Annotated in this window: 23 protein-coding genes and 2 other annotated features; all 23 genes read left to right on the forward strand. The window is 30.5% G+C overall.

The window, feature by feature from the left end:
- Positions 1–150 precede the first annotated feature (150 nt).
- The 23 genes from TEGL_RS00435 (at position 151) to rplA (ending at position 22,120) form a co-directional block, all read left to right on the forward strand.
- On the forward strand, positions 151–615 hold the full coding sequence (locus TEGL_RS00435) for a CtsR family transcriptional regulator (protein WP_018590456.1): 465 nt from the start codon (positions 151–153) through the stop codon (positions 613–615).
- A gap of 4 nt (positions 616–619) precedes the next feature.
- Positions 620–1,159 carry a UvrB/UvrC motif-containing protein gene (locus TEGL_RS00440; RefSeq protein WP_018590457.1) on the forward strand — a complete coding sequence of 180 codons (540 nt, stop codon included), beginning with the start codon at positions 620–622 and terminating at the stop codon, positions 1,157–1,159.
- Positions 1,160–1,171: 12 nt separating this feature from the next.
- Positions 1,172–2,176 carry a hypothetical protein gene (locus TEGL_RS00445; protein ID WP_018590458.1) on the forward strand — a complete coding sequence of 335 codons (1,005 nt, stop codon included), beginning with the start codon at positions 1,172–1,174 and terminating at the stop codon, positions 2,174–2,176.
- A gap of 11 nt (positions 2,177–2,187) precedes the next feature.
- Positions 2,188–4,638, forward strand: coding sequence for an ATP-dependent Clp protease ATP-binding subunit (locus TEGL_RS00450; RefSeq protein ID WP_018590459.1), 2,451 nt, complete (start codon positions 2,188–2,190; stop codon positions 4,636–4,638).
- A gap of 153 nt (positions 4,639–4,791) precedes the next feature.
- A complete protein-coding gene (radA, locus tag TEGL_RS00455; RefSeq protein WP_018590460.1) occupies positions 4,792–6,159 on the forward strand; it encodes a DNA repair protein RadA in 1,368 nt (455 codons plus the stop codon).
- Positions 6,160–6,177: 18 nt separating this feature from the next.
- A complete protein-coding gene (gene disA / locus TEGL_RS00460; protein ID WP_026255082.1) occupies positions 6,178–7,248 on the forward strand; it encodes a DNA integrity scanning diadenylate cyclase DisA in 1,071 nt (356 codons plus the stop codon).
- Between the two features lie 77 nt (positions 7,249–7,325).
- The gene (locus tag TEGL_RS00465) at positions 7,326–8,426 is read left to right on the forward strand and encodes a PIN/TRAM domain-containing protein (RefSeq protein WP_018590462.1); all 1,101 of its coding nucleotides are present in this window, start codon (positions 7,326–7,328) and stop codon (positions 8,424–8,426) included.
- 78 nt (positions 8,427–8,504) lie between these two features.
- Entirely contained in the window at positions 8,505–9,185 is a 681-nt protein-coding gene (gene ispD, locus TEGL_RS00470; RefSeq protein WP_018590463.1) for a 2-C-methyl-D-erythritol 4-phosphate cytidylyltransferase, read from the forward strand.
- A 21-nt stretch (positions 9,186–9,206) separates the two neighbouring features.
- Entirely contained in the window at positions 9,207–9,680 is a 474-nt protein-coding gene (gene ispF, locus TEGL_RS00475; RefSeq protein ID WP_018590464.1) for a 2-C-methyl-D-erythritol 2,4-cyclodiphosphate synthase, read from the forward strand.
- Positions 9,681–9,908: 228 nt separating this feature from the next.
- Positions 9,909–10,122, forward strand: a binding site (T-box leader).
- Positions 10,123–10,233: 111 nt separating this feature from the next.
- Positions 10,234–11,946: a proline--tRNA ligase gene (locus TEGL_RS00480; protein WP_018590465.1), complete on the forward strand. Its 1,713-nt coding sequence runs from the start codon at positions 10,234–10,236 to the stop codon at positions 11,944–11,946.
- A 24-nt stretch (positions 11,947–11,970) separates the two neighbouring features.
- Entirely contained in the window at positions 11,971–13,455 is a 1,485-nt protein-coding gene (gene gltX / locus TEGL_RS00485; RefSeq protein WP_018590466.1) for a glutamate--tRNA ligase, read from the forward strand.
- Positions 13,456–13,744: 289 nt separating this feature from the next.
- A complete protein-coding gene (gene cysS / locus TEGL_RS00490; protein WP_018590467.1) occupies positions 13,745–15,142 on the forward strand; it encodes a cysteine--tRNA ligase in 1,398 nt (465 codons plus the stop codon).
- Position 15,143: 1 nt separating this feature from the next.
- Positions 15,144–15,539: a Mini-ribonuclease 3 gene (locus TEGL_RS00495; protein WP_018590468.1), complete on the forward strand. Its 396-nt coding sequence runs from the start codon at positions 15,144–15,146 to the stop codon at positions 15,537–15,539.
- A gap of 154 nt (positions 15,540–15,693) precedes the next feature.
- Positions 15,694–16,452 carry an FAD-dependent thymidylate synthase gene (gene thyX, locus TEGL_RS00500; RefSeq protein WP_018590469.1) on the forward strand — a complete coding sequence of 253 codons (759 nt, stop codon included), beginning with the start codon at positions 15,694–15,696 and terminating at the stop codon, positions 16,450–16,452.
- Positions 16,453–16,465: 13 nt separating this feature from the next.
- On the forward strand, positions 16,466–17,197 hold the full coding sequence (gene rlmB / locus TEGL_RS00505; RefSeq protein WP_018590470.1) for a 23S rRNA (guanosine(2251)-2'-O)-methyltransferase RlmB: 732 nt from the start codon (positions 16,466–16,468) through the stop codon (positions 17,195–17,197).
- A 10-nt stretch (positions 17,198–17,207) separates the two neighbouring features.
- The gene (locus TEGL_RS00510; protein ID WP_018590471.1) at positions 17,208–17,738 is read left to right on the forward strand and encodes an NYN domain-containing protein; all 531 of its coding nucleotides are present in this window, start codon (positions 17,208–17,210) and stop codon (positions 17,736–17,738) included.
- A gap of 60 nt (positions 17,739–17,798) precedes the next feature.
- Positions 17,799–18,446, forward strand: coding sequence for an RNA polymerase sporulation sigma factor SigH (gene sigH, locus TEGL_RS00515; RefSeq protein ID WP_018590472.1), 648 nt, complete (start codon positions 17,799–17,801; stop codon positions 18,444–18,446).
- 72 nt (positions 18,447–18,518) lie between these two features.
- Complete coding sequence (gene tuf / locus TEGL_RS00520; RefSeq protein ID WP_103980790.1) at positions 18,519–19,712, forward strand: elongation factor Tu; 1,194 nt, start codon at positions 18,519–18,521, stop codon at positions 19,710–19,712.
- 225 nt (positions 19,713–19,937) lie between these two features.
- The gene (gene rpmG / locus TEGL_RS00525; RefSeq protein WP_018590901.1) at positions 19,938–20,087 is read left to right on the forward strand and encodes a 50S ribosomal protein L33; all 150 of its coding nucleotides are present in this window, start codon (positions 19,938–19,940) and stop codon (positions 20,085–20,087) included.
- A 25-nt stretch (positions 20,088–20,112) separates the two neighbouring features.
- Positions 20,113–20,328, forward strand: coding sequence for a preprotein translocase subunit SecE (secE, locus tag TEGL_RS00530; RefSeq protein WP_018590902.1), 216 nt, complete (start codon positions 20,113–20,115; stop codon positions 20,326–20,328).
- Positions 20,329–20,346: 18 nt separating this feature from the next.
- Entirely contained in the window at positions 20,347–20,889 is a 543-nt protein-coding gene (gene nusG, locus TEGL_RS00535; RefSeq protein ID WP_018590903.1) for a transcription termination/antitermination protein NusG, read from the forward strand.
- Positions 20,890–20,924: 35 nt separating this feature from the next.
- Positions 20,925–21,350 (forward strand): 50S ribosomal protein L11, encoded by a 426-nt coding sequence (gene rplK, locus TEGL_RS00540; RefSeq protein ID WP_018590904.1) that lies wholly within the window; start codon positions 20,925–20,927, stop codon positions 21,348–21,350.
- 71 nt (positions 21,351–21,421) lie between these two features.
- Positions 21,422–22,120 carry a 50S ribosomal protein L1 gene (rplA, locus tag TEGL_RS00545; protein ID WP_018590905.1) on the forward strand — a complete coding sequence of 233 codons (699 nt, stop codon included), beginning with the start codon at positions 21,422–21,424 and terminating at the stop codon, positions 22,118–22,120.
- A gap of 63 nt (positions 22,121–22,183) precedes the next feature.
- Positions 22,184–22,318: a sequence feature (ribosomal protein L10 leader region), on the forward strand.
- The last annotated feature ends 15 nt before the right edge of the window (positions 22,319–22,333 follow it).

Consider the following 22,333-nt stretch of genomic DNA (forward strand, 5'->3'; position numbering starts at 1 on the left):
AATATCATGCCGTTTATTTTTTATTTTATATAAAATAAAAATTTGTTTTGTTTATAATAATTAGATTATATGACTAAAATATGTATATAATATATATTAAATAATAGTCAAAGAAAGTCAAAGTAAAAAATTATTTAAGTGGTGATGCGGATGGCTTCAATTAGCGATATAATAGAAAAATTTATTAAAGATTTAATGGAAGACAGCAATACAGTTCAAATTCAAAGAAATGAACTTGCTAATTTGTTTGATTGTGCTCCATCTCAAATAAATTATGTTTTGACAACTCGGTTTTCAAGAGAAAAAGGATATGATATCCAAAGCAAAAAAGGTGGAGGAGGATATGTAAAAATAGATAAGATTGTAAAATCAAATCAAGAACAAATTTTACATATCTTACATAAAAAAATAGATAAAGAAATAACATATATACAAGGAAAAGTACTTGTTAAGTGGTTATTAGATACAAATTTAATTAATAATAGAGAATCAAAAATAATATTATGTGCTATAGATGATAAATCTCTAAATTCACCTATACATGGATTAAATGACATAGTAAGGGCAAAAATCTTAAAAAATATTATAGAAGAATTATTTAATATAGAGGAGTGATATTATGTTATGTCAAAAATGTCATAAGAAAACAGCGTCAGTTTTTATTAGCTCCATAATAAATGGTCAAGAAACACGAATGTATTTATGTAATGATTGTGCTAAGGACTATCCATTATTTAAATTTAATTCACAAGATCCATTTTCCATAAAGGATGTTATGGAAAAATTTGATATAAGTGAAGGTGATTCAATAGATACCAAAAATAAAAATTTATTAGCGATAGATAAGGACTGTGAAGAAAAAGAGATTATATGTCCAAATTGCTACAGTACATATGATGAATACAGACAAACAGGAAAAGTAGGATGTAGTAAATGTTACGAAGTGTTTGAAAAACAGTTAAAGCCTATACTTAGAAATATATATGGATATGAAGGGTACATAGGAAAATCGCCTAAAAAAGATAACAGTCACATATACACAAGTAAAGAAATGAGAGTTCTAAAAGAAGATTTAAATAGGGCTGTGGAGCAAGAAGAATATGAAAAAGCAGCTGATATTAGAGATAAAATAAAAGAGCTGGAAGAATGTAATGAATAGGAGGAGGGAATTATGGAAGATAGCATAATTATAGGTACTCAAATAGATTTATCTAGAAATATTACTAATTATCCTTTTCCACATAAATTAAGTCAATCAGAATCTCAAGTCATAGCAAATAAAATTAGCAATATAATATTAGAATCAGAAGATTTATTTCAAGAAGACTTTATTGCATACAATATAAATGACATTAGTCAAATAGAGAAAAATACATTAATAGAAAGAAATATTATAAGTAATAAATTTTCATCAAATGATATAGGTTCAATTATCATTAACAAAGATAAAACAAAATGCATAATAGTTAATGATGAAGATCATATAAAAATCAAGATATACGAAGACAAATTTAATGTGGATGATGCTTTTATAATTGCAAATAAAATTGATGATATATTAGAAAGTAAGCTAGACTATGCTTTTGATGATAAGTTGGGATACCTAACTAGTTGTCCAGTTAATGCGGGTACAGGGCTTAAAACTTCTATTATAGTTCATTTGCCGGTGCTGTCTTTGCAAAGAAAAGTAGACACTTATTCCAATATAGCACACAAATTAGGTGCAAATATAAAAGGTATTTCAAATGAAAAATCAAATATATTAGGTAATATGTATGAAATAAGCAATCAATCAGTTATTGGAAGATCAGAAAAAAATATTATTGAAAGTCTAAGAAGTTTAACAAAAGATATTGTAACAAAAGAAAAAGAATCTAGAAATATTGTAAAAATGGAAGCCTCTATAGAATTAGAAGATGAGGTTTATAGATCTTTAGGAATATTACAAAATGCTAGAATTATATCTGCATACGAAGCTATGAAGCACTTGTCTAATATTAAGTTAGGTATTGAGATGGAATATATTAAAGACATCAACATGGAAAAAATAATTAACTTAATGAAAGGTATGAAGCCAGCCTTAAGATTAATGTCACCTATGACTTGTTATAGCGACACCAAAAGAGCTGATTTTTTAAGAGAAGAGTTTAGTCTAGCTAATAGAAATAAGAAATAGGAGGGATGAAAATGTACTTCAATAGATTTACTCAAAGAGCTAAAACTGCAATTGACTTAGGTGTGGAGTCAGCAAAAAGCTTTGGACATAAGATTGTAGGAACAGAGCATTTACTTCTAGGTCTTCTAAAAGAAAAAGATGGAATAGCAGCTAAAGTTTTGAATAAATTAGGAGTTACTGAAGATATTCTAGAAAAAAAGATTATAGAAATAGAGGGTAAAAATGATGCAACTACAACAGATGTAACATTAAGTCCTAGGTCAAAGCAGATACTAGAGCTATCAGGAGCTTTTGCTAATAAACTTAAGACAAATTACATAGGTACGGAACATATATTATTAGCGCTGGCTCAAGAAGGAGAAGGACTTGGGATGAGAATTTTAGCATCATTAAATATAGACTCAAGAGATATTGCTGAAAGTATTATAGATATGATGGGTATAGATAATTATTCGATTGAACCCAAAGTAGTAAATAAAACATCATCTACGCCAGAAAGTACTTCATCAAAATTACTTGATAAGTATGGTAGAAATCTTACTGAGAGTGCTAAACAAGATAAAATAGACCCTGTAATAGGAAGGTCAAAAGAAATAGAAAGAATAATCCAAATTTTAAGTAGAAGAACAAAAAACAACCCGGTACTAATTGGAGACCCTGGTGTGGGAAAAACAGCAATAGCAGAAGGTTTGGCAATTGACATATCACAAGGAAAGGTACCAGATACATTAAAGGATAAAGTTCTTTACACTCTAGATATGGGCTCACTGTTAGCAGGAGCAAAATATAGAGGTGAATTTGAGGAGAGAATAAAACAAGTTATAGATGAAGTTGTTAAAAAAGGAAATATAGTTTTATTCATAGACGAAATGCATACAATTATAGGTGCTGGAGCTACAGGAGAAGGTTCTATAGATGCTTCAAATATATTAAAACCTTGTTTAGCTAGAGGAGAAATACAGGTTATAGGAGCTACAACAATAGATGAGTATAGAAAACATGTAGAGAAAGATTCTGGATTAGAAAGAAGATTTCAATCAGTTTTAATAGAAGAGCCAACAAAGGAAGATACTATAGAAATATTAAAAGGCCTTAGAGATAAATATGAAGCTCATCATAAAGTGAAAATAACAGATGAATCTATTAAGGCAGCAGTAGAATTGTCCGTAAGATATATAACAGATAGATTTTTACCAGATAAAGCTATAGATTTAATAGATGAAGCAGCTTCAAAGGTAAGACTAAAAGAAAATACACCACCAAAAGATATAAAAGATTTAGAAGAAAAGATAAATAGTATTAAAAAAGAAAAAGAAGAATCAGTAAGAGGACAAAATTTTGAGAAAGCTGCAAAATTAAGGGATGAACAAAGAAAAGCTCAAGAGCAGTTAGAAAAAATTCGAGATAGATGGAACAAATCATCTAAATACGCCAATATGGTAGATGGAGAAGTAATTGCAGAAGTAGTTGGCTTATGGACAGGAATACCAGTCAATAGAATGATGGAAGAAGAAACAGAAAGGCTGCTTAAGCTTGAAGATATATTACACGAAAGGGTTATAGGTCAAGATCAGGCAATAAAATCTATTTCTACAGCTATTAGAAGGGCTAGAGCAGGTCTAAAAGATCCGAATAGACCTATAGGTTCATTTTTATTCCTTGGTCCAACAGGAGTAGGAAAAACAGAACTTAGCAAGGCTTTGGCAGAAGCTGAGTTTGGTGATGAAAATCAAATAGTACGTATAGATATGTCAGAGTATATGGAAAAACACTCAGTGTCTAGATTAATTGGTTCTCCTCCAGGTTATGTAGGTTATGATGAAGGTGGTCAATTAACAGAAAAGGTTAGAAGGCATCCATACTCAGTTGTATTATTTGATGAAATAGAAAAAGCTCATCCGGATGTATTTAATATTTTATTACAAATATTAGATGATGGTCGACTAACAGATTCTAAAGGCAGAACTGTAGATTTTAAAAATACAATATTAATAATGACATCAAATGTAGGAGCTAAAACTATTAAAAAACAAAAAACATTAGGATTTGGAAGTCCAAATGAGGAAGACAAAGAAAAAGATGAATATGAAAAAATGAAAGAAAATATTATGGTCGAGCTTAAAAAGCAATTTAGGCCAGAATTCTTAAATAGAATCGATGACATAATAGTGTTCCATTCTCTTAATAAAGAAGACATATCTAAAATCGTAAAATTAATGTGCAAGACATTAGTTGAAAGATTAGAAGAAATGACTATAAGACTAGAGATGGATGAAGAGGCTATAAATTTAATTGCAAAATCAGGTTTTGATTTGGAATATGGAGCAAGACCATTAAAGAGATCTATTCAGAAAGAGCTAGAAAATGAATTGTCAGAACTTATATTACAGGGAACAATAAAATCAGGTGATACTGTTGAAGCTACTGTAAAAGAAGGTAAGATGGCTTTTGAAGTAAAATAATTTTTTAGTAAATAGAGGGAGAAGACTCCCTCTATTTAAGGTTTAATAAAGATTTTTTGATATATTTAACATAAATCAGAATAATATTATATGCAGATATTAACAATATATAGTACAATAAAGTAATAATAAAGCATTTAAGGGTGAATAATAATGGCAAAAATTAAAACAAAGTATGTATGCCAATCATGCGGATATGAAACTAGTAAATGGCTAGGAAAATGTCCTGAATGTACAAAGTGGAACACATTTGTTGAAGAAATAGAAGAAAAAAAATCTCAAAGGGAAGTTTTTGTAATAAGCAAAGGAGATTCAAAACCTATAAGCATAAACTCCATAGAGATAAAACATGAAGAAAGATTTTCTACAGAGATAGAAGAGTTAGATAGAGTACTAGGTGGAGGAATTGTAAAAGGTTCTTTAGTTTTAGTAGGTGGAGACCCTGGTATAGGAAAATCCACATTATTGATGCAAGTATCTAGAAATGTTGCCTGTGCAGGAAAAAAAGTATTATATATATCTGGTGAAGAATCACAATCTCAAATAAAAATGAGGGCTCATAGATTAGGTGTTAATACTGATAACTTATTTATTTTTTCAGAAAATAATTTAAGCATAATAGAAGCCTATTTAGATAGTATAAACCCAGATTTGATAATTGTAGACTCAATACAAACTGTATACAGCCCAGAAATATCTTCAGCGCCAGGAACTGTAAGTCAAATAAAAGAAGGAACATCTAGATTTATGAAGATTTCTAAGAAGATGGGCATATCTACTTTTATTGTTGGACATGTGACTAAAGAAGGTTCATTAGCAGGACCTAAATTACTAGAGCACATGGTTGATACAGTTTTGTATTTTGAAGGAGAAAGATATAATACATATAGACTTGTTAGGGCTGTAAAAAATAGATTTGGTTCAACAAATGAATTAGGTGTATTTGAAATGAAAGATATAGGATTAATAGAACTAACAAATCCATCAGAAGTTCTAATTTCTGAAAAACCTAAAGATGTATCAGGATCAGTGATAATATCAACTGTAGAAGGAACAAGACCAATGCTTTTAGAATTACAAGCATTAGTATCTCCAACAAGTTTTGGAATCGCAAAAAGGACAGCAACAGGAGTTGACTACAACAGAGTAGCTTTATTATTAGCTGTATTAGAAAAAAGGGTAGGATTACAAATACAAAATCAAGACGTGTACATAAATGTTGTTGGAGGTATAAAAATCAATGAACCTTCAATGGATTTAGGCATAATATTATCTGTAGCTTCTAGTTTTAGAAATATATCTATTGATGGAGATATAGTTGTAACAGGCGAAGTAGGGTTAACAGGAGAAGTTAGAGCTGTTAGCTATATAGAAAAAAGAATAGCTGAATGCAAAAAATTAGGATTTAAAAAGATAGTTATACCCAAAAATAATTATGCTACAGTAAAAGATACAAAAGGAATAGAAATCATACCTGTAGATAATCTAAGACAAGCTATAAACCTAGTATTAAGGGGGTGATGAATAAGAATGTATAATATCGATAATATTATGGATAATAAAAACTTACTTCATGCACTTAGAAAAATATCTCCAGGAACTCCTCTTAGACAAGGACTTGATAATGTACTTAGAGCTAAGACTGGTGGACTTATAGTATTGGCCAGTGATGATGAAATATCTGAAATCGTAGATGGTGGTTTTAAAATAGATGCAGACTATTCTCCAGCATATTTGTATGAATTGGCTAAAATGGACGGTGCTATAGTTTTAAGTGATGATGTAAAGAAAATATTATTGGCAAATGCACAGTTAATACCTGACTATTCAATACAAACATCAGAAACTGGAACTAGACATAGAACAGCAGAAAGGGTAGCAAAACAGACAGGTGCTATAGTAATATCTATTTCTCAAAGAAGAAATATAATTACTGTATACAGGGGAGAACAAAAATACGTAGTTGAAGAAATATCAAAGATATTTACTAAGGCTAATCAAGCTTTACAAACATTAGAAAAGTATAAATCAGTTTTAGATCAAGCTATTTTAAATCTTAATTCATTTGAATTTAAAGATATGGTTACTATCTATGAAGTAGCACTAGTAGTTCAAAAAATAGAAATGGTTATGAGAATAATAAATATAATTGAAAAATATGTAATTGAGCTAGGAGAAGAAGGAACACTAGTAAGAATGCAGCTAGAAGAACTAATGGGAACTACAAAAAAAGATAGAATGATGATTTATATGGATTATAAAAAAGACAATGTAGAGTTAAAAGAAATACAAAGAAAAATGAAAAGTTTGACAGATGATGAATTACTTGATTTAGTAAAAGTAGCAAAGATCTTAGGTTACTCTGGCATAACTGAGAGTATGGATATGGAAATTAGACCAAAAGGATATAGAGTTTTAAATAAAATTCATAGGTTACCAAGTGGAATTATAGAGAATATTATTAATTATTTTGATGACTTCAAAAGTATTCAAGCGGCTTCAATTGAGGATTTAGATGAAGTTGAAGGGATAGGTGAAATAAGAGCAACTTATATAAAAAATGGACTTATAAAAATGGAAAGAATGGCATCGCTAGATATGCAAATATAATGTAATTTTAAGAAAAAATTAATAAAAAATTCACATATATGATGTATCATATAAATCACACTATAGGGGGTGAAGTTTTGATAAGCAAAATAATAAGAGTATTAATATCTCTTTTAGGAGTTATATTAGGAACAACTTCATATTTAAGTTTAGCTAAAATATTTCCACAACTTAGTTTTGGAATAGAAAATGTATATTTAGTAAGTTTAGTAGCAGGTCTATTAGTAGGGATATTTTTCTACCTAATAAGTCCGTGGTTTTTCAATAAAGTAAGAAGATTTGTAAAAATTTTAGATACAGAAATATCTAAATATCCACAAACAGATATATTATTAGGAGTAGTAGGATTAATAGTAGGTCTTGTTATAGCATATTTAATAGTAGGTGGATTATTTGGATCAATTTCAGGAATGCCTTTAATCAAAACAATTTTATCTATAATAATCTACATATTTATGGGTTATATAGGTGTAAAAATAACTTTAAAAAGTAGAGAAGATTTATTTAATATTGGTAAATTAAGTAGATTATCTACAGGTTTAGGAAAAGATAAGTTAGGTAAAAAAGATAATGCTATAAAATCAATACCACCAAAAGTACTAGATACTAGTGTAATAATAGATGGTAGAATAGCCGATATTTGCAGGACCGGTTTTGTAGAAGGAAAACTTATTATACCTAAGTTTGTTTTAAATGAATTACAACATATTGCAGATTCTTCGGATGATTTAAAGAGAGTTAGAGGGAGAAGAGGTTTAGACATACTTAATATAATTCAAAAAGAATTAGATATAGAAGTTGAAATAACTGAAAAAGATTTTGATGATATACCAGAAGTTGATAGTAAACTTCTTAAGCTTGCTCAAGTAATGAATGGAAAAGTCGTGACAAATGATTATAACCTAAATAAAGTAGCTCAATTCCAAGGAGTAGAAGTTCTAAACATAAATGAACTTGCTAATGCTGTTAAACCTGTTGCAATACCAGGAGAAGAAATGGTAGCTCAAGTTGTAAAAGAAGGTAAAGAGTCTAATCAAGGAATAGCTTACCTAGATGATGGAACAATGATAGTTGTAGAAGGTGGAAGAAAACATATTGGTGAAACAATAAATGTATTAGTTACATCGGTACTTCAGACTTCTGCAGGAAGAATGATATTTGGAAAACCTAAGAATTAATATAAAAGGCCTTCTATGACTAGAAGGCTTTTTTAACTTATTAGAATAAATTAATGAGTAATAAAAAGAGGTGAGATTATGAATAGTGTAGTTATTGTTAGTGCAGGAAAAGGAAGTCGAATGAAGGCTGATATAAACAAACAATTTCTAAAAATAAGGGGTAAAGAAGTAATAGCCCATACTATAGATAAATTTTATAAAAATAAAAATATTGGAGAAATAATTATAGTAATTAGGGAAGATGAAGAAGAATTCTTCCAAAAAAATATTATAAATAAGTATGGATATAGAAATATAAAGGTTGCTCTTGGAGGAAAAGAAAGGCAAGACTCTGTATATAATGGATTAAAACAAATAGATAAAAAATGTAAAATAGTTTTAATTCATGATGGAGCAAGACCTTTTGTAACTAATGAAATTATAGAAAAATCTATAATTTGTGCGAAAGAATACAATAGTGCAATAGTAGGGGTTCCTGTTAAAGATACTATAAAAATAGTAAATAAAAATAATGAGGTGTGTGATACTCCAAATAGAAGTACATTATGGTCAATTCAAACTCCGCAAGTTTTTGATTACTCACTTATTATAAAGGCTCACGAAAAAGCTAAACATGATAAATATTATGGAACAGACGATTCAATGTTAATGGAGCATTTAGGACATAATGTTAAAGTGGTAGAGGGTTCTTATAATAATATAAAGATAACTACCCCGGAAGATTTAAAAATAGCGGAAGAAATTTTAAGAGAAAATTAATATGAAAAGGAGAAAATTTAAATGAGAATTGGTTTAGGATATGACGTACACAAACTTGTTGAAGGAAGACCTTTGATCATAGGAGGAGTAAATGTTCCACATGAAAAGGGACTTCTTGGACATTCTGATGCAGATGTATTGATTCACGCTATAATGGATGGTATGCTAGGGGCACTGGCTTTGGGTGATATAGGTAAGCACTTCCCAGATACAGAAGAAAAATATAAGGGTGCAGATAGTATGAAACTTTTAAAATGTGTTAATGACTTAATAAATGAAAAAGGATATGAAATAAATAACATAGACAGTATAATAGTAGCTCAAAGTCCTAAGATGGCTCCACATATAGAACAAATGAGAAGAAATATTGCAATAGTACTAAATACAGATATAGAAAATATAAGTGTGAAGGCAACTACGGAAGAAGGCCTTGGTTTTACCGGTGAAAAACAAGGGATTTCATCTCAAAGTATTTGTTTACTGAATAAAAAGTAAGAAGGGTAAACAAAATAGAAAAAAATTAGCACAAAAACTTTTCATAAATAGTATATTAGTATTACTTACTGGATATAATAATTTCCATATAGAAAAATATAAGAAACATAAAATTATTTTGAAATATACACTAAAAATTATAATGATATTATTTAAAAGTTGAAGTTGACAATAAAAATGAAATGCTATATCATTAAATTATTATATTTTGAAACAACTTAAGTAAGACTAAAAACAACAATAAAGAAATAGTAAAAAATGAAATCTTTACAGAGAGGGAACATTGGTGAGAGTTCCTAAGAGGAAGTTTTTGAACCAGTCTTTTAGTATAAAAACGGTAAAAAGTTTTTACGGGTCAGGACCGTTACATCCTTTGAGAGAATCATAAACTGTTATGATTAATTAGAGTGGTACCGCGGAAAGTCAGCCTTTCGTCTCTATTTTTAGAGATGAAGGGCTTTTTTATATTTTTAAAGAAATTATAATTTCTAATTGCTCAAAATGCGCAGAGCAAACTTTATATTAAAAAATAAATTTTAGGAGGTAATTTAATATGAGAATGTCAAGAATGTTTATACCAACATTAAAAGAAGTTCCAGCTGATGCAGAGATAACAAGTCATCAGTTAATGCTAAGATCAGGAATGATTAAAAAAATGTCTTCAGGACTTTATAATCATTTACCATTAGGGCTAAGAGTATTTAGAAAAATAAGCGACATAATAAGAGAAGAAATGAATGCAAAAGATGCTAATGAGATATTCTGTACAGGTATAATACCTGCTGAATTATGGCAAGAATCTGGTAGATGGGAAGCTATGGGACCAGAAATGTTCAGATTACAGGATAGAACTGGGAAAGATTACTGTCTTGGACCAACACATGAAGAAGTATTTACGGACACAATAAGACAAGAAGTAAAATCTTACAAAGACCTTCCAGTAAATTTATATCAAATACAAGCAAAATACAGAGATGAAAGAAGACCAAGATTTGGTGTTATGAGAACTAAAACATTCTTAATGAAGGATGCTTATAGTTTTGATATGGATGAAGCAGGACTAGACAAGTCATATCAAGACATGTTTGATGCATATACAAAAATATTTGCTAGATGTGGTCTTGATAATTCACCAGTTCAAGCGGATTCAGGAGCTATAGGTGGAGCTTTCTCAGCAGAATTCATGGTTAAATCAGAAGTTGGAGAAGATGAAATAGTATTCTGTAAAGAATGTGATTATGCAGCTAATATAGAAAAGGCTGAATCAGTAAATCATGAACCATGTAAAGAAGAAATGTTAGCGTTAGAAGAAATTCATACTCCAGAAGTAAAAACAATAGAAGAATTACAAAACTTTATGAATACAGATGCAAGCAAATGTGCTAAAACTTTAATATTTGATGCAGACGGTAAATCTGTAGCAGTAGTTGTTAGAGGAGACAGAGATGTTAACGATACTAAGGTTGCTAATGCTATAGGTGGAGTTATAGAAATGGATATGGCAAGTGCAGAAATGGTTAAAGCAGTTACTGGTGCTGAAACAGGATTCGCTGGACCAATAGGAATAAAAGCTGATTATTTATTCATAGACCAAGAGGTTGTAGACCAATCTAACTTAATAGTTGGTGCTAACAAAACTGAATATCATATAAAAAATGCTAACTACGGAAGAGATTTCGAAGGTGTAGTAGGAGATTTCAGATCTGTACAACATGGAGATAAATGTACTAAGTGTGGTGGAGAATTAGAGATAATGAGAGGTGTTGAAGTTGGTCACATCTTCAAATTAGGAACTAAGTACTCTGAAGCAATGAACTGTACCTTTGTAGACAAAGAAGGAAAATCACATCCAATACAAATGGGATGTTATGGAATAGGTGTTGAAAGAACAGCAGCAGCTATAATAGAGCAACACTACGATGAAAATGGTATAAAATGGCCTTTATCAGTAGCACCATATCATGTTATAGTTGTACCAGTAAATATGAAAAAAGAAGAGCAAGTAGAAAATGCAGAAAAAATCTACAAGCAATTAGAATCTATGGGTGTTGAAACTATATTAGATGATAGAGATGAAAGACCAGGGTTCAAATTCAAAGATGCAGAATTAATAGGTATACCAATGAGAATTACAGTTGGTAAAGATATAGTAGATGGAAAAGTTGAATTTGTATTAAGAGAAACTGGTGAAAAAGAATTAATAGCTTTAGAAGATATAGAAGCTAGAATTAGAGAAGAATTCAAAAAAAATAACGTAAGATTATAATAGGTTAGTTTTAGGAGGCAAAAGATGAGTAATGTTAGAGTAAGATTTGCTCCAAGTCCCACAGGATTTGTTCATATAGGTAGTTTAAGAACAGCTCTTTATAACTATTTATTCGCTAAAAAAATGGGTGGTGAATACATATTAAGAGTGGAAGATACTGATAGAACAAGACTTGTTGATGGTGCAATAGAAAATATGCTAAATGCTATGAAATGGGCTGGCGTAAATCACACAGAAGGAGTTATGTTAGATGACAATGGAAATGTGGTGCAAAAAGGTGATTGTGGACCATATATCCAATCTGAAAGATTAGATATATATCAAAAGTATATTCAAGAACTTTTAGATAACGGTAAAGCTTACTACTGTTTCTGTACAAAAGAAAGATTAGATGAAGTAAGAGAAAAACAAAGAGAAGCAGGAGAAACTGCTAAATATGATGGTCACTGTAGAGACCTTTCTAAAGAAGAAGTTGAAGCCAAAATAGCAGCTGGAGAGCCTTATGTTATAAGACTTAGATTACCAGAAAATCATGTTATAAAATTCATGGATGGTGTTAGAGGAGAAACTGAGTTTAATACTAATGATTTAGATGATCAAGTTTTAATAAAAACTGATGGATTCCCAACTTACCACTTTGCTGTTGTAGTTGATGATTACTTAATGGGTATTACTCATGTAATAAGAGGAGAAGAATGGGTTTCTTCTACTCCTAAACATGTATACTTATATGAAGCATTCGGATGGGAAGCTCCAACATTTGTACATTTACCAAACATACTTAATAAAGAAAAGAAAAAATTAAGTAAAAGACAAGGTGACGTTGCAGTAGAAGACTTCAAACAAAAAGGATACTTACCAGAAGGATTAGTTAACTATGTTGCACTAGTTGGTTGGTCTCCAGAAGAAAACCAAGAAATATTCTCTATGGAAGAACTTGAACAAGCTTTCTCTATAGAGAGAGTTTCTAAGAGCGGTGGAGTGTTTGATACAGAAAAATTAAACTGGGTTAACCAACACTATATGAAAGATGGAGATGACGAAGTTTTAACTAACTTAGCTATACCATTCTTAGTGGAATCTGGTTTCGTAACAGAAGAAGAAGCTAAAGAAAAATATGATTTCTTAAAAGGAATGGTTTCGGTTCTTAAAGAAAAATTGCAATATGTAAAAGAAATAACTGATCATGCTTCGATATTCTTTGGAGATAAGGTTGAATTAGAAACTGAAGAATGTAGAGACTTCTTAAAATTAGAGCATATACCTACTTTAGTAGATGCCTTAATAGAAAAATTATCTAACATGGAAGTTTTAAATGAATCAACTGCAAAAGCTATGCTTAAAGAAATACAAAAAGAGCATGGAATAAAAGGTAAAAACTTATTTATGGGATCAAGAATAAGTTTAACAGGACAAATGCATGGTCCAGATCTTAATAAAATAATGGAAGTTATAGGAAAAAATACTTGCTTAAATAGATTAGCTTATGTAAAAAACAACATATTATAAATAAATAAGAATTGCTATCAAAAAGGTAGCAATTCTTTTGCTTTAATTTAACAAAAGTTAAAGAATAGGTTTTTTATAAAGAGTTAATTATGTATAATAATATAGTAGAGCAAAATTATTAGAAAATATTTGTATTTTCTTTGGATTATGTGAGCAAAATTAAAGTTAGAAACAAAATATATAAGGGTATAATAATATCATTACTCTTAAAAAGAAATAAATTTATTTATAGAATAATATTTTAAATACATAATAAAAAGGAAACTAAATAGAAAGGAGAGATGGGAAAATGAAACTATTTAATACCATGACAAGAGCAAAAGAAGAGTTTAAACCATTAGAAGAAGGAAAGGTTAAAATGTATGTTTGTGGTCCTACAGTATATAACTACATTCATGTAGGCAATGCTAGACCATTTATAATCTTTGATACATTAAGAAGATATTTAGAATATAGAGGATATGACGTAACTTATGTTCAAAACTTTACAGATGTAGATGATAAAATAATAAAAAGAGGTCATGAAGAGAATATAAAACCAGAAGAAGTTGCTAAAAAATATATAGAGGAATACTTTGTAGATGCAGATGGACTTGGAGTAAAAAGAGCAACTGTACACCCACAAGTCACAGAAAATATAGAGGAAATAATTGAGTTTGTTAAAGAGTTAGAAGAAAAAGGATATGCATATGCAGTAAATGGAGATGTATATTTTGATACTCAAAAATTCAATGGCTATGGAAAACTTTCTGGTATAAAACAAGAAGAATTAGAAGCTGGTTCAAGAATAGAAGTAAATGACCAAAAAAGACATCCAATGGACTTCGTTTTATGGAAAGCAAAAAAGGAAGGTGAACCAGGATGGGTGAGTCCATGGGGGGAAGGTAGACCAGGATGGCATATAGAGTGTTCTGTTATGTCTCGTAGATATTTAGGAGATACTATAGATATACACGCTGGAGGGCAAGACTTGAAATTCCCTCATCATGAAAATGAAATCGCCCAAAGTGAAGCTAGAAGTGGAAAAACATTCTCAAACTACTGGATGCACAATGAATACATCAACATTAATAATGAAAAGATGAGCAAATCAAAAGGGAATTTCTTTACAGTAAGAGATATATCAAAGTTATATGACTTAGAGATAGTTAGATTTTTCATGCTATCAACTCATTATAGAAATCCAATCAACTTTAGTGATGAAATCTTAAATCAATCTAAAGCTGGACTTGAAAGATTATACAATGCTAAGGAAAGATTAGAATTCATAATAAGTAAATTAAGTGATGATGCTGAAAATGCTGAAGAATTAAAACTAGAAGAAGAATTAAATTCATTTAGACAAAGATTTATAGAGGCTATGGATGATGACTTAAATACAGCTGATGCTGTAAGTATAATATTTGAATTAGCTAAGTTTATGAACTCTAATGTTAATGAAAATTCAACTAAAGAGTTTGCTAATAAAGTTTTAGCTGAATTTAATGAATTAACTGAAGTACTAAATGTTGTGAACAAAAAACAAGAAGATATATTAGATGAAGAAATAGAAAAATTAATAGAAGCGAGAACAAATGCTAAGAAAAATAAAGATTTTAAACTAGCTGACCAAATCAGAGATGAACTATTAGAAAAAGGTATTGTACTTGAAGACACAAGACAAGGAGTTAAATGGAGAAGAGCATAAAATGGATAAAACACAATTAGTGACAATGTCACCGTTGGTATTAGCTTATTTAGGAGACACAGTATATGAATCTTATATAAGAGAATATTTAATAAGAGACAATTGTAATAAAAAAGTTAATGATTTACACAAAACTGCAATTAAATATTCAAATGCAAAGGCTCAAGCATCCATAATACATGGTATGGCTGAAGAGCTTACGGAAGAAGAAAATAGAATATACAAAAGAGGAAGAAATCAAAAGTCTCATACATCTCCTAAAAATGCAGACATTATAGATTATAAATGTGCAACTGGATTTGAAGCTCTAGTGGGATACCTATATTTAAAAGAAGATAAAGAAAGACTTGAATATATAGTATATAAAGGGATTTCTATAATAGAAAGTAATATGTAATAAAAAAAGTATTGCCATTTGTGCAATACTTTTTTATTTAGTTGGTAAACCTATTGAAATAAAGAGAATTATATATCATTTTTTAAAATATTCCGTAAACTATATGGTAATATAGTATAATATATTTATAACAATAGAACTAGGAGGTAAATGGATGAAAGTAAAACTATTAGCACATACTCCACAGCCTGAAAAAGTTATAGCTATGGCAGCTAAGCTTTGTTATTCTCCAGTAGGAGTAGATGAAATAGAAGAAAATTTAAGTGATGAAAGCATAGAAAAGTTTTTAAATGTGTTGATTAATATGGGACATGAATCTCCGTTAGAGCATGTATCATTTACATTTGGGATAGAAGGAATATCTAGAAGTTGTTCTCACCAAATAGTAAGACATAGAATAGCTAGTTTTTCTCAGCAAAGTCAGAGGTATGTTAAGCTAGATCAGTTTGAGTACATTATTCCTCCACAAATTGAAAAAATAGAAGAAGCTAAAAAAATATTTATTCAGTCTATGAAAAAAGATCAAGAAGATTATGATAAATTAGTTGATATACTATTTGAAAAAAAATATAAGAAATTAATAGAAGAAGGTAAAAGTGAAAAAGAAGCTAAATCTCAAGGTGAAAAAATAGCTATCGAGGATGCTAGATATGTATTTCCTAATGCTTGTGAAACTAAAATGGTATTTACAATAAATACAAGAAGTTTATATAATTTCTTTGAACATAGATGCTGTGAAAGAGCACAGTGGGAAATAAGAGAGTTAGCAACGCAGATGCTAAAAGAAGTAAAAACAGTTGCACCAATACTATTTAAAAACTGTGGACCGAAGTGTGTAAAAGGACCATGTCCAGAAGGAAAAATGAGTTGTGGTGAAATAGTCAGCATAAGGGAAAAATTCAAAAATTTATAGGCGGTGAACGAAATTGACAAATATAGAGGGAAGAAATCCCGTAATTGAAGTTTTAAAAAGTGATAGACAGATAGATAAAATAATGATTGCAAATGGAGCAAAAGAAGGTTCTATAAAAAAGATAATAGGAATGGCTAAGGATAAAAATGTAGTTGTACAATATGTTAATAAAAATAAATTAGATGAAATAAGTACAAGTCATGCACATCAAGGTGTAATAGCTGTTGTAAGTGAGTATGAATATTATGAGTTAGAAGAATTAATAGAAAAAGCAAAAAGTACAAAAGAAGATATGTTCTTTATAATATTAGATGAAATTACTGATCCACATAATTTAGGAACTATAATTAGAACAGCAGATGCTGTTGGAGCTCATGGAGTTATAATACCAAAGAGAAGATCTGTACATATTACTCCTGTTGTTGCTAAAGCATCAGCTGGAGCTGTGGAATATGTACCTGTTTGTAAAGTAACCAATATAGTCAACACAATAAAAAGATTAAAAGAAGAAGGTCTTTGGATAGCTGCAGCAGATATGGATGGAGAAGTTTTCTATGAACAAAATTTAACAGGTCCTATTGGACTAGTTATAGGAAGTGAAGGATTCGGTATATCCAGGTTAGTAAAACAAAATTGTGACTTTACTGTAAAAATGCCGATGACAGGTAATGTAACATCTCTGAATGCTTCTGTAGCAGGAGGAATACTTCTTTATGAAATATTTAGACAGAGAAATAAAGGCTAAAAATTAAAAAATGAGGAGACACAATAGAAACGCTTATTTAATAATAGATGGTTACAATATTATAAACGCATGGGATAATTTAAAAGAAATATCTAAAGATGATTTGGAAGATGCTAGAGAAAAGCTGATTCATTACATTATTGAATATGCACAGTATACTGGGAAAAAAGCGATAATAGTATTTGATGCTTATAATGTGAAAAGTTCTAAAGAAAAAATAGAAGAAAGAAAATATATAACTATAGTTTATACAAAAGAACATCAAACAGCAGACAGTTTCATAGAAAAATACATAAGTTCATTATCAAAGTATGACGATATAGAAGTTGCCACTAGCGACTATGCAGAACAACAAATTGTTTTAGGTAAAGGGGCTTCTAGAATATCAGCGAGAGAGTTAAAACTCTATGTAGACAGTGCAATAGTAAAAATTAAAGAAGAACAAGGAAAACGCCAGCAAAAAATACAGCGAAATTTTTTGGAAGAACGGTTAGATAAAGATATATTGTCGAAACTTGAGAACATTCGTAGAAAGCATTGAAAACACTAAGTTTCATAAGCTATAATGTACTTATGAAACTTTTAATTGGGGGAGATTTTAATGTTAGTAGCTAATGATAATGATTACAGAGTCTTAGATAATAACCAGCAGGATGAGTATAATATTGTATTAAAAGCAAGCAATGGGGATAAAATAGCATTAGAATACATTATTACAAAATATAAGAACTTTGTTAAAGCAAAGGCAAAATCCTACTTTTTGGTAGGTGCTGATAAGGAAGATATAATTCAAGAGGGAATGATAGGCCTGTATAAAGCGGTAAGAGATTTTGATGGAAGTAAAACAAATTCATTTAAGTGTTTCGCTGAAATTTGTATTACTAGGCAGATAATAACTGCAATTAAAACAGCAACAAGACAAAAACATATACCTCTTAACTCGTATGTATCTTTGAATAAACCTATTTATGATGAAGAGTCAGATAGAACTCTTTTGGATATTATAGCAACTAGTATAGTTACTGATCCAGAAGAACTAATAATAAGCAAAGAAGAACTAAGAAACATAGAAAATAAAATGAATGAACTTCTTAGTGATTTAGAACTTGAAGTACTGGAATTATACTTAAATGGGAAGTCTTATCAATATATTGCGGACAAGCTTGATAGAGATGTAAAATCAATAGATAATGCTCTTCAAAGAGTGAAGAGAAAATTGGAAAAACATCTTGAAAACAGGAATGATTAATAGTAAAATACTTATCATAGGCTTATAGTAAGCATTTTAAATTATATTAAATACAACAGGAGGTATTTTAAAATGGCTAAGGCTAAATTTGAAAGAAATAAACCACACGTTAATATAGGAACAATAGGTCACGTTGACCACGGTAAAACTACATTAACAGCTGCAATAACAAAAACATTATTTGACAGATATCAACTAGGAGAAGCTGTAGATTTCGCTAATATAGATAAAGCTCCAGAAGAAAGAGAAAGAGGAATCACAATATCAACAGCTCACGTTGAATATGAAACTCCAAACAGACACTATGCTCACGTTGACTGCCCAGGACATGCTGACTACGTTAAAAACATGATAACAGGAGCAGCTCAAATGGATGGTGCTATATTAGTTTGTTCAGCAACTGATGGACCAATGCCACAAACAAGAGAGCATATACTATTATCAAGACAAGTTGGTGTACCATACATAGTAGTATTCTTAAATAAATGTGACATGGTAGACGACGAAGAATTATTAGAATTAGTTGAAATGGAAGTAAGAGAATTATTAAACGAATATGAATTCCCAGGAGATGACACTCCAATAATAAGAGGATCTGCATTAAAAGCATTAGAAGATTCTTCATCAGAGTGGGGAGACAAAATAGTTGAATTATTCGAACAAATAGATGAATATATACCAGCTCCAGAGAGAGATGTAGATAAGCCATTCTTAATGCCAGTAGAAGACGTATTCTCTATAACAGGAAGAGGAACAGTTGCTACAGGTAGAGTAGAAAGAGGAGTATTAAAAGTACAAGACGAGGTTGAATTAGTTGGATTAACTGAAGAGCCAAGAAAAGTTGTTGTAACTGGTGTAGAAATGTTCAGAAAATTATTAGATAGCGCACAAGCTGGAGATAATATAGGAGCATTATTAAGAGGTGTTCAAAGAGATGATATCGAAAGAGGACAAGTATTAGCTAAGCCAGGTTCAGTTAACGCTCATACAAAGTTCACTGCAGAGATATACGTTCTTAAAAAAGAAGAAGGTGGAAGACATACTCCATTCTTCGATGGATACAGACCACAATTCTACTTCAGAACAACAGACGTAACAGGAGCTTGTAAATTACCAGAAGGAACAGAAATGGTAATGCCTGGAGATAACGTAACTATAGAAGTTGATTTAATAAACTCTATATGTGTTGAAGAAGGATTAAGATTCGCCATCAGAGAAGGTGGAAGAACAGTAGCTTCAGGAGTTGTAGCAACAATAATAGAATAATCTATAAATAGGTTATTTATATATAGAAATAAAGAGGGGTTAAGGCCTCTCTTTTTTTAGCAGTAAACTTACAAAAACATTGACATCAATATAAATTTGTGATAACTTATACAAAGTAATGATTTAAGGAAGGTGATAATATCTAGCGTTGATTTTAAAAATAAATGCTTAAGATATTATTTAACAATATATATTATTGTATTTACAAATTTGGAGGTGTAGCAGATGAGAGTAAAAGTAACTTTAGCTTGTTCAGAATGTAAGCAAAGAAACTACAACACTACAAAAAACAAAAAGAACAATCCAGACAGAATTGAGTTAAACAAATACTGTAAATTCTGTAAGAAACATACTACTCATAAAGAAACAAAATAGTCTTATTTTAAGGATGTGAGTGTGGATGGCAACTCAAGAGAGCCAAAAGGTTAAGAAAAAGTCTGGTTTAGTGGGATATTTAAAAGGTACTAAGCAAGAACTTTCAAGAGTTACATGGTCAACCAAAACCGAATTGCTAAAAAACACAGGTATAGTTTTAGCTACAATTATTTCGTTTACTATATTAGTATGGGGATTAGACACTGTATTATCTGGTGCACTAGGATTAATACTAAAATAGATTAAAAGGAGAAAACAAATGTCAGAGTTACAAGAAGCAAGATGGTATGTAGTTCATACTTATTCAGGACATGAAAACAAAGTTAAAGCTACCATAGAAAAAGCCGTAAAAACAAGAGGCATGGAACAATTCATAACAGATGTGGTTGTACCAACTGAAGATGTAGTGGAAACTACAAAAACAGGAAAAGAAAAAGTTAGACAAAGAAAAATATATCCAAGTTACGTTTTAATCAAAATGATAATAACTGATGAATCTTGGTATATAGTAAGAAATACTAAAGGCGTTACGGGATTTGTAGGGCCTGGATCTAAACCGGTACCACTAAGTGAAGCCGAAGTTGAAGCAATGGGAATTGATTTAACGGTATTTAAAGTAAACGGTCCAGAAGATTTAGAAGTTGGTGAAGTTGTAAAAATTACAACTGGCCCATTTGTAGGTCAAACAGGAACTGTTAAACATGTTGACACAAATAATGACACAGCAAGAATATGTATAGACGCATTTGGTGGGAAAGAAACACCACTTGAGATGAGTCTTAAAAACATAGAAAGAATATAATAACGCAATAGGAAATCTGAGGAGGTGCGATCGTAATGGCTAAAAAAGTTATAGGTCAAATAAAATTACAAATACCTGCAGGAAAGGCTACTCCAGCTCCACCAGTTGGTCCAGCATTAGGACAACATGGGGTTAACATAATGGGATTCACTAAAGAATTCAATGCAAAAACTGCAGATCAAGCTGGAATGATAATACCAGTTGTTATAACTGTATATCAAGATAGATCTTTCAGCTTCATAACTAAAACTCCACCAGCTGCAGTATTATTAAAGAAAGCTGCTGGTTTAGACACTGCGTCTGGAGAACCAAATAAAAAGAAAGTTGCAACTTTAACTTCAGCTCAAGTTAGAGAAATAGCTGAATTAAAAATGCCAGACTTAAATGCTGCTTCAGTAGAAGCTGCTATGAGAATGATAGCTGGTACTGCAAGAAGTATGGGTATCATAGTAGAAGACTAATTTTTGATTAGACACTTCGTATAGAAGTGGGAGGTTGCAAAACCGTAAATAAACCACAGGAGGAAAATAAAATGGCTAATAAAAGTAAAAAATATGCTCAAGCATTAGCAAAAATAGATAGAACAAAATTATATGATTCAAAAGAAGCTTTAGATTTAGTTGCTGAAATAGCTGCAGCTAAGTTTGATGAGACTGTAGAAGCTCATATAAAATTAGGTGTTGACGGACGTCATGCTGACCAACAAGTTAGAGGTGCTATAGTATTACCTCACGGAACTGGTAAAACTAAAAAAGTTTTAGTTTTCGCTAAAGGAGAAAAAGCTGCAGAAGCTCAAGCTGCAGGTGCTGATTTCGTAGGTGCTGAAGATTTAGTACAAAAAATACAAAAAGAAAACTGGTTTGACTTTGATGTAGTTGTTGCTACTCCAGATATGATGGGTGTAGTTGGTAGATTAGGTAGAGTATTAGGACCAAAAGGTTTAATGCCAAACCCAAAATCAGGAACAGTTACATTTGATGTTACTAAAGCTATAGAAGAAATAAAAGCTGGTAAAGTTGAATACAGATTAGACAAAAACAATATAGTTCACGTTCCAGTAGGGAAAGTATCTTTCGGTGGAGAAAAACTAGCTGAAAACTTTGCAACATTAATGTCTGCTATAGTAAAAGCTAAGCCATCTTCAGCAAAAGGAACTTACTTAAGAAGTATAACAGTTGCTTCTACAATGGGACCTGGGGTAAAAATAAACGCAGCTAAGATAACTGACTAATTATTGATTAATTATTCCAGTTGACACAAGTTAACAAAAATGTTAATATAACATTTGTTGATATAAAATTGAATAAATTTGCCGTAGACAGTAGGTGCTTTAGCTTAAATACCCTACCGAGGTTTTAGATAAATGATAATACTAAAGCTTTTATGTGGTCTATGCAATAGATAATATAAAAGCTTTTTATATGATGAATCGCGGCGAATTATA

The organism is Terrisporobacter glycolicus ATCC 14880 = DSM 1288, assembly GCF_036812735.1.
GTDB classification, from domain to species: Bacteria; Bacillota; Clostridia; order Peptostreptococcales; family Peptostreptococcaceae; genus Terrisporobacter; species Terrisporobacter glycolicus.

What these genes read in the sequence shown, in the direction of transcription:
- TEGL_RS00435 (WP_018590456.1), top strand. Translation starts at nt 151, where the DNA reads ATGGCTTCAATTAGCGATATAATAGAAAAATTTATTAAAGATTTAATG.
- TEGL_RS00440 (WP_018590457.1), top strand. Translation starts at nt 620, where the DNA reads ATGTTATGTCAAAAATGTCATAAGAAAACAGCGTCAGTTTTTATTAGC.
- TEGL_RS00445 (WP_018590458.1), top strand. Translation starts at nt 1,172, where the DNA reads ATGGAAGATAGCATAATTATAGGTACTCAAATAGATTTATCTAGAAAT.
- TEGL_RS00450 (WP_018590459.1), top strand. Translation starts at nt 2,188, where the DNA reads ATGTACTTCAATAGATTTACTCAAAGAGCTAAAACTGCAATTGACTTA.
- radA (WP_018590460.1), top strand. Translation starts at nt 4,792, where the DNA reads ATGGCAAAAATTAAAACAAAGTATGTATGCCAATCATGCGGATATGAA.
- ispD (WP_018590463.1), top strand. Translation starts at nt 8,505, where the DNA reads ATGAATAGTGTAGTTATTGTTAGTGCAGGAAAAGGAAGTCGAATGAAG.
- ispF (WP_018590464.1), top strand. Translation starts at nt 9,207, where the DNA reads ATGAGAATTGGTTTAGGATATGACGTACACAAACTTGTTGAAGGAAGA.
- TEGL_RS00480 (WP_018590465.1), top strand. Translation starts at nt 10,234, where the DNA reads ATGAGAATGTCAAGAATGTTTATACCAACATTAAAAGAAGTTCCAGCT.
- gltX (WP_018590466.1), top strand. Translation starts at nt 11,971, where the DNA reads ATGAGTAATGTTAGAGTAAGATTTGCTCCAAGTCCCACAGGATTTGTT.
- cysS (WP_018590467.1), top strand. Translation starts at nt 13,745, where the DNA reads ATGAAACTATTTAATACCATGACAAGAGCAAAAGAAGAGTTTAAACCA.
- TEGL_RS00495 (WP_018590468.1), top strand. Translation starts at nt 15,144, where the DNA reads ATGGATAAAACACAATTAGTGACAATGTCACCGTTGGTATTAGCTTAT.
- thyX (WP_018590469.1), top strand. Translation starts at nt 15,694, where the DNA reads ATGAAAGTAAAACTATTAGCACATACTCCACAGCCTGAAAAAGTTATA.
- TEGL_RS00510 (WP_018590471.1), top strand. Translation starts at nt 17,208, where the DNA reads ATGAGGAGACACAATAGAAACGCTTATTTAATAATAGATGGTTACAAT.
- sigH (WP_018590472.1), top strand. Translation starts at nt 17,799, where the DNA reads ATGTTAGTAGCTAATGATAATGATTACAGAGTCTTAGATAATAACCAG.
- tuf (WP_103980790.1), top strand. Translation starts at nt 18,519, where the DNA reads ATGGCTAAGGCTAAATTTGAAAGAAATAAACCACACGTTAATATAGGA.
- rpmG (WP_018590901.1), top strand. Translation starts at nt 19,938, where the DNA reads ATGAGAGTAAAAGTAACTTTAGCTTGTTCAGAATGTAAGCAAAGAAAC.
- secE (WP_018590902.1), top strand. Translation starts at nt 20,113, where the DNA reads ATGGCAACTCAAGAGAGCCAAAAGGTTAAGAAAAAGTCTGGTTTAGTG.
- nusG (WP_018590903.1), top strand. Translation starts at nt 20,347, where the DNA reads ATGTCAGAGTTACAAGAAGCAAGATGGTATGTAGTTCATACTTATTCA.
- rplK (WP_018590904.1), top strand. Translation starts at nt 20,925, where the DNA reads ATGGCTAAAAAAGTTATAGGTCAAATAAAATTACAAATACCTGCAGGA.
- rplA (WP_018590905.1), top strand. Translation starts at nt 21,422, where the DNA reads ATGGCTAATAAAAGTAAAAAATATGCTCAAGCATTAGCAAAAATAGAT.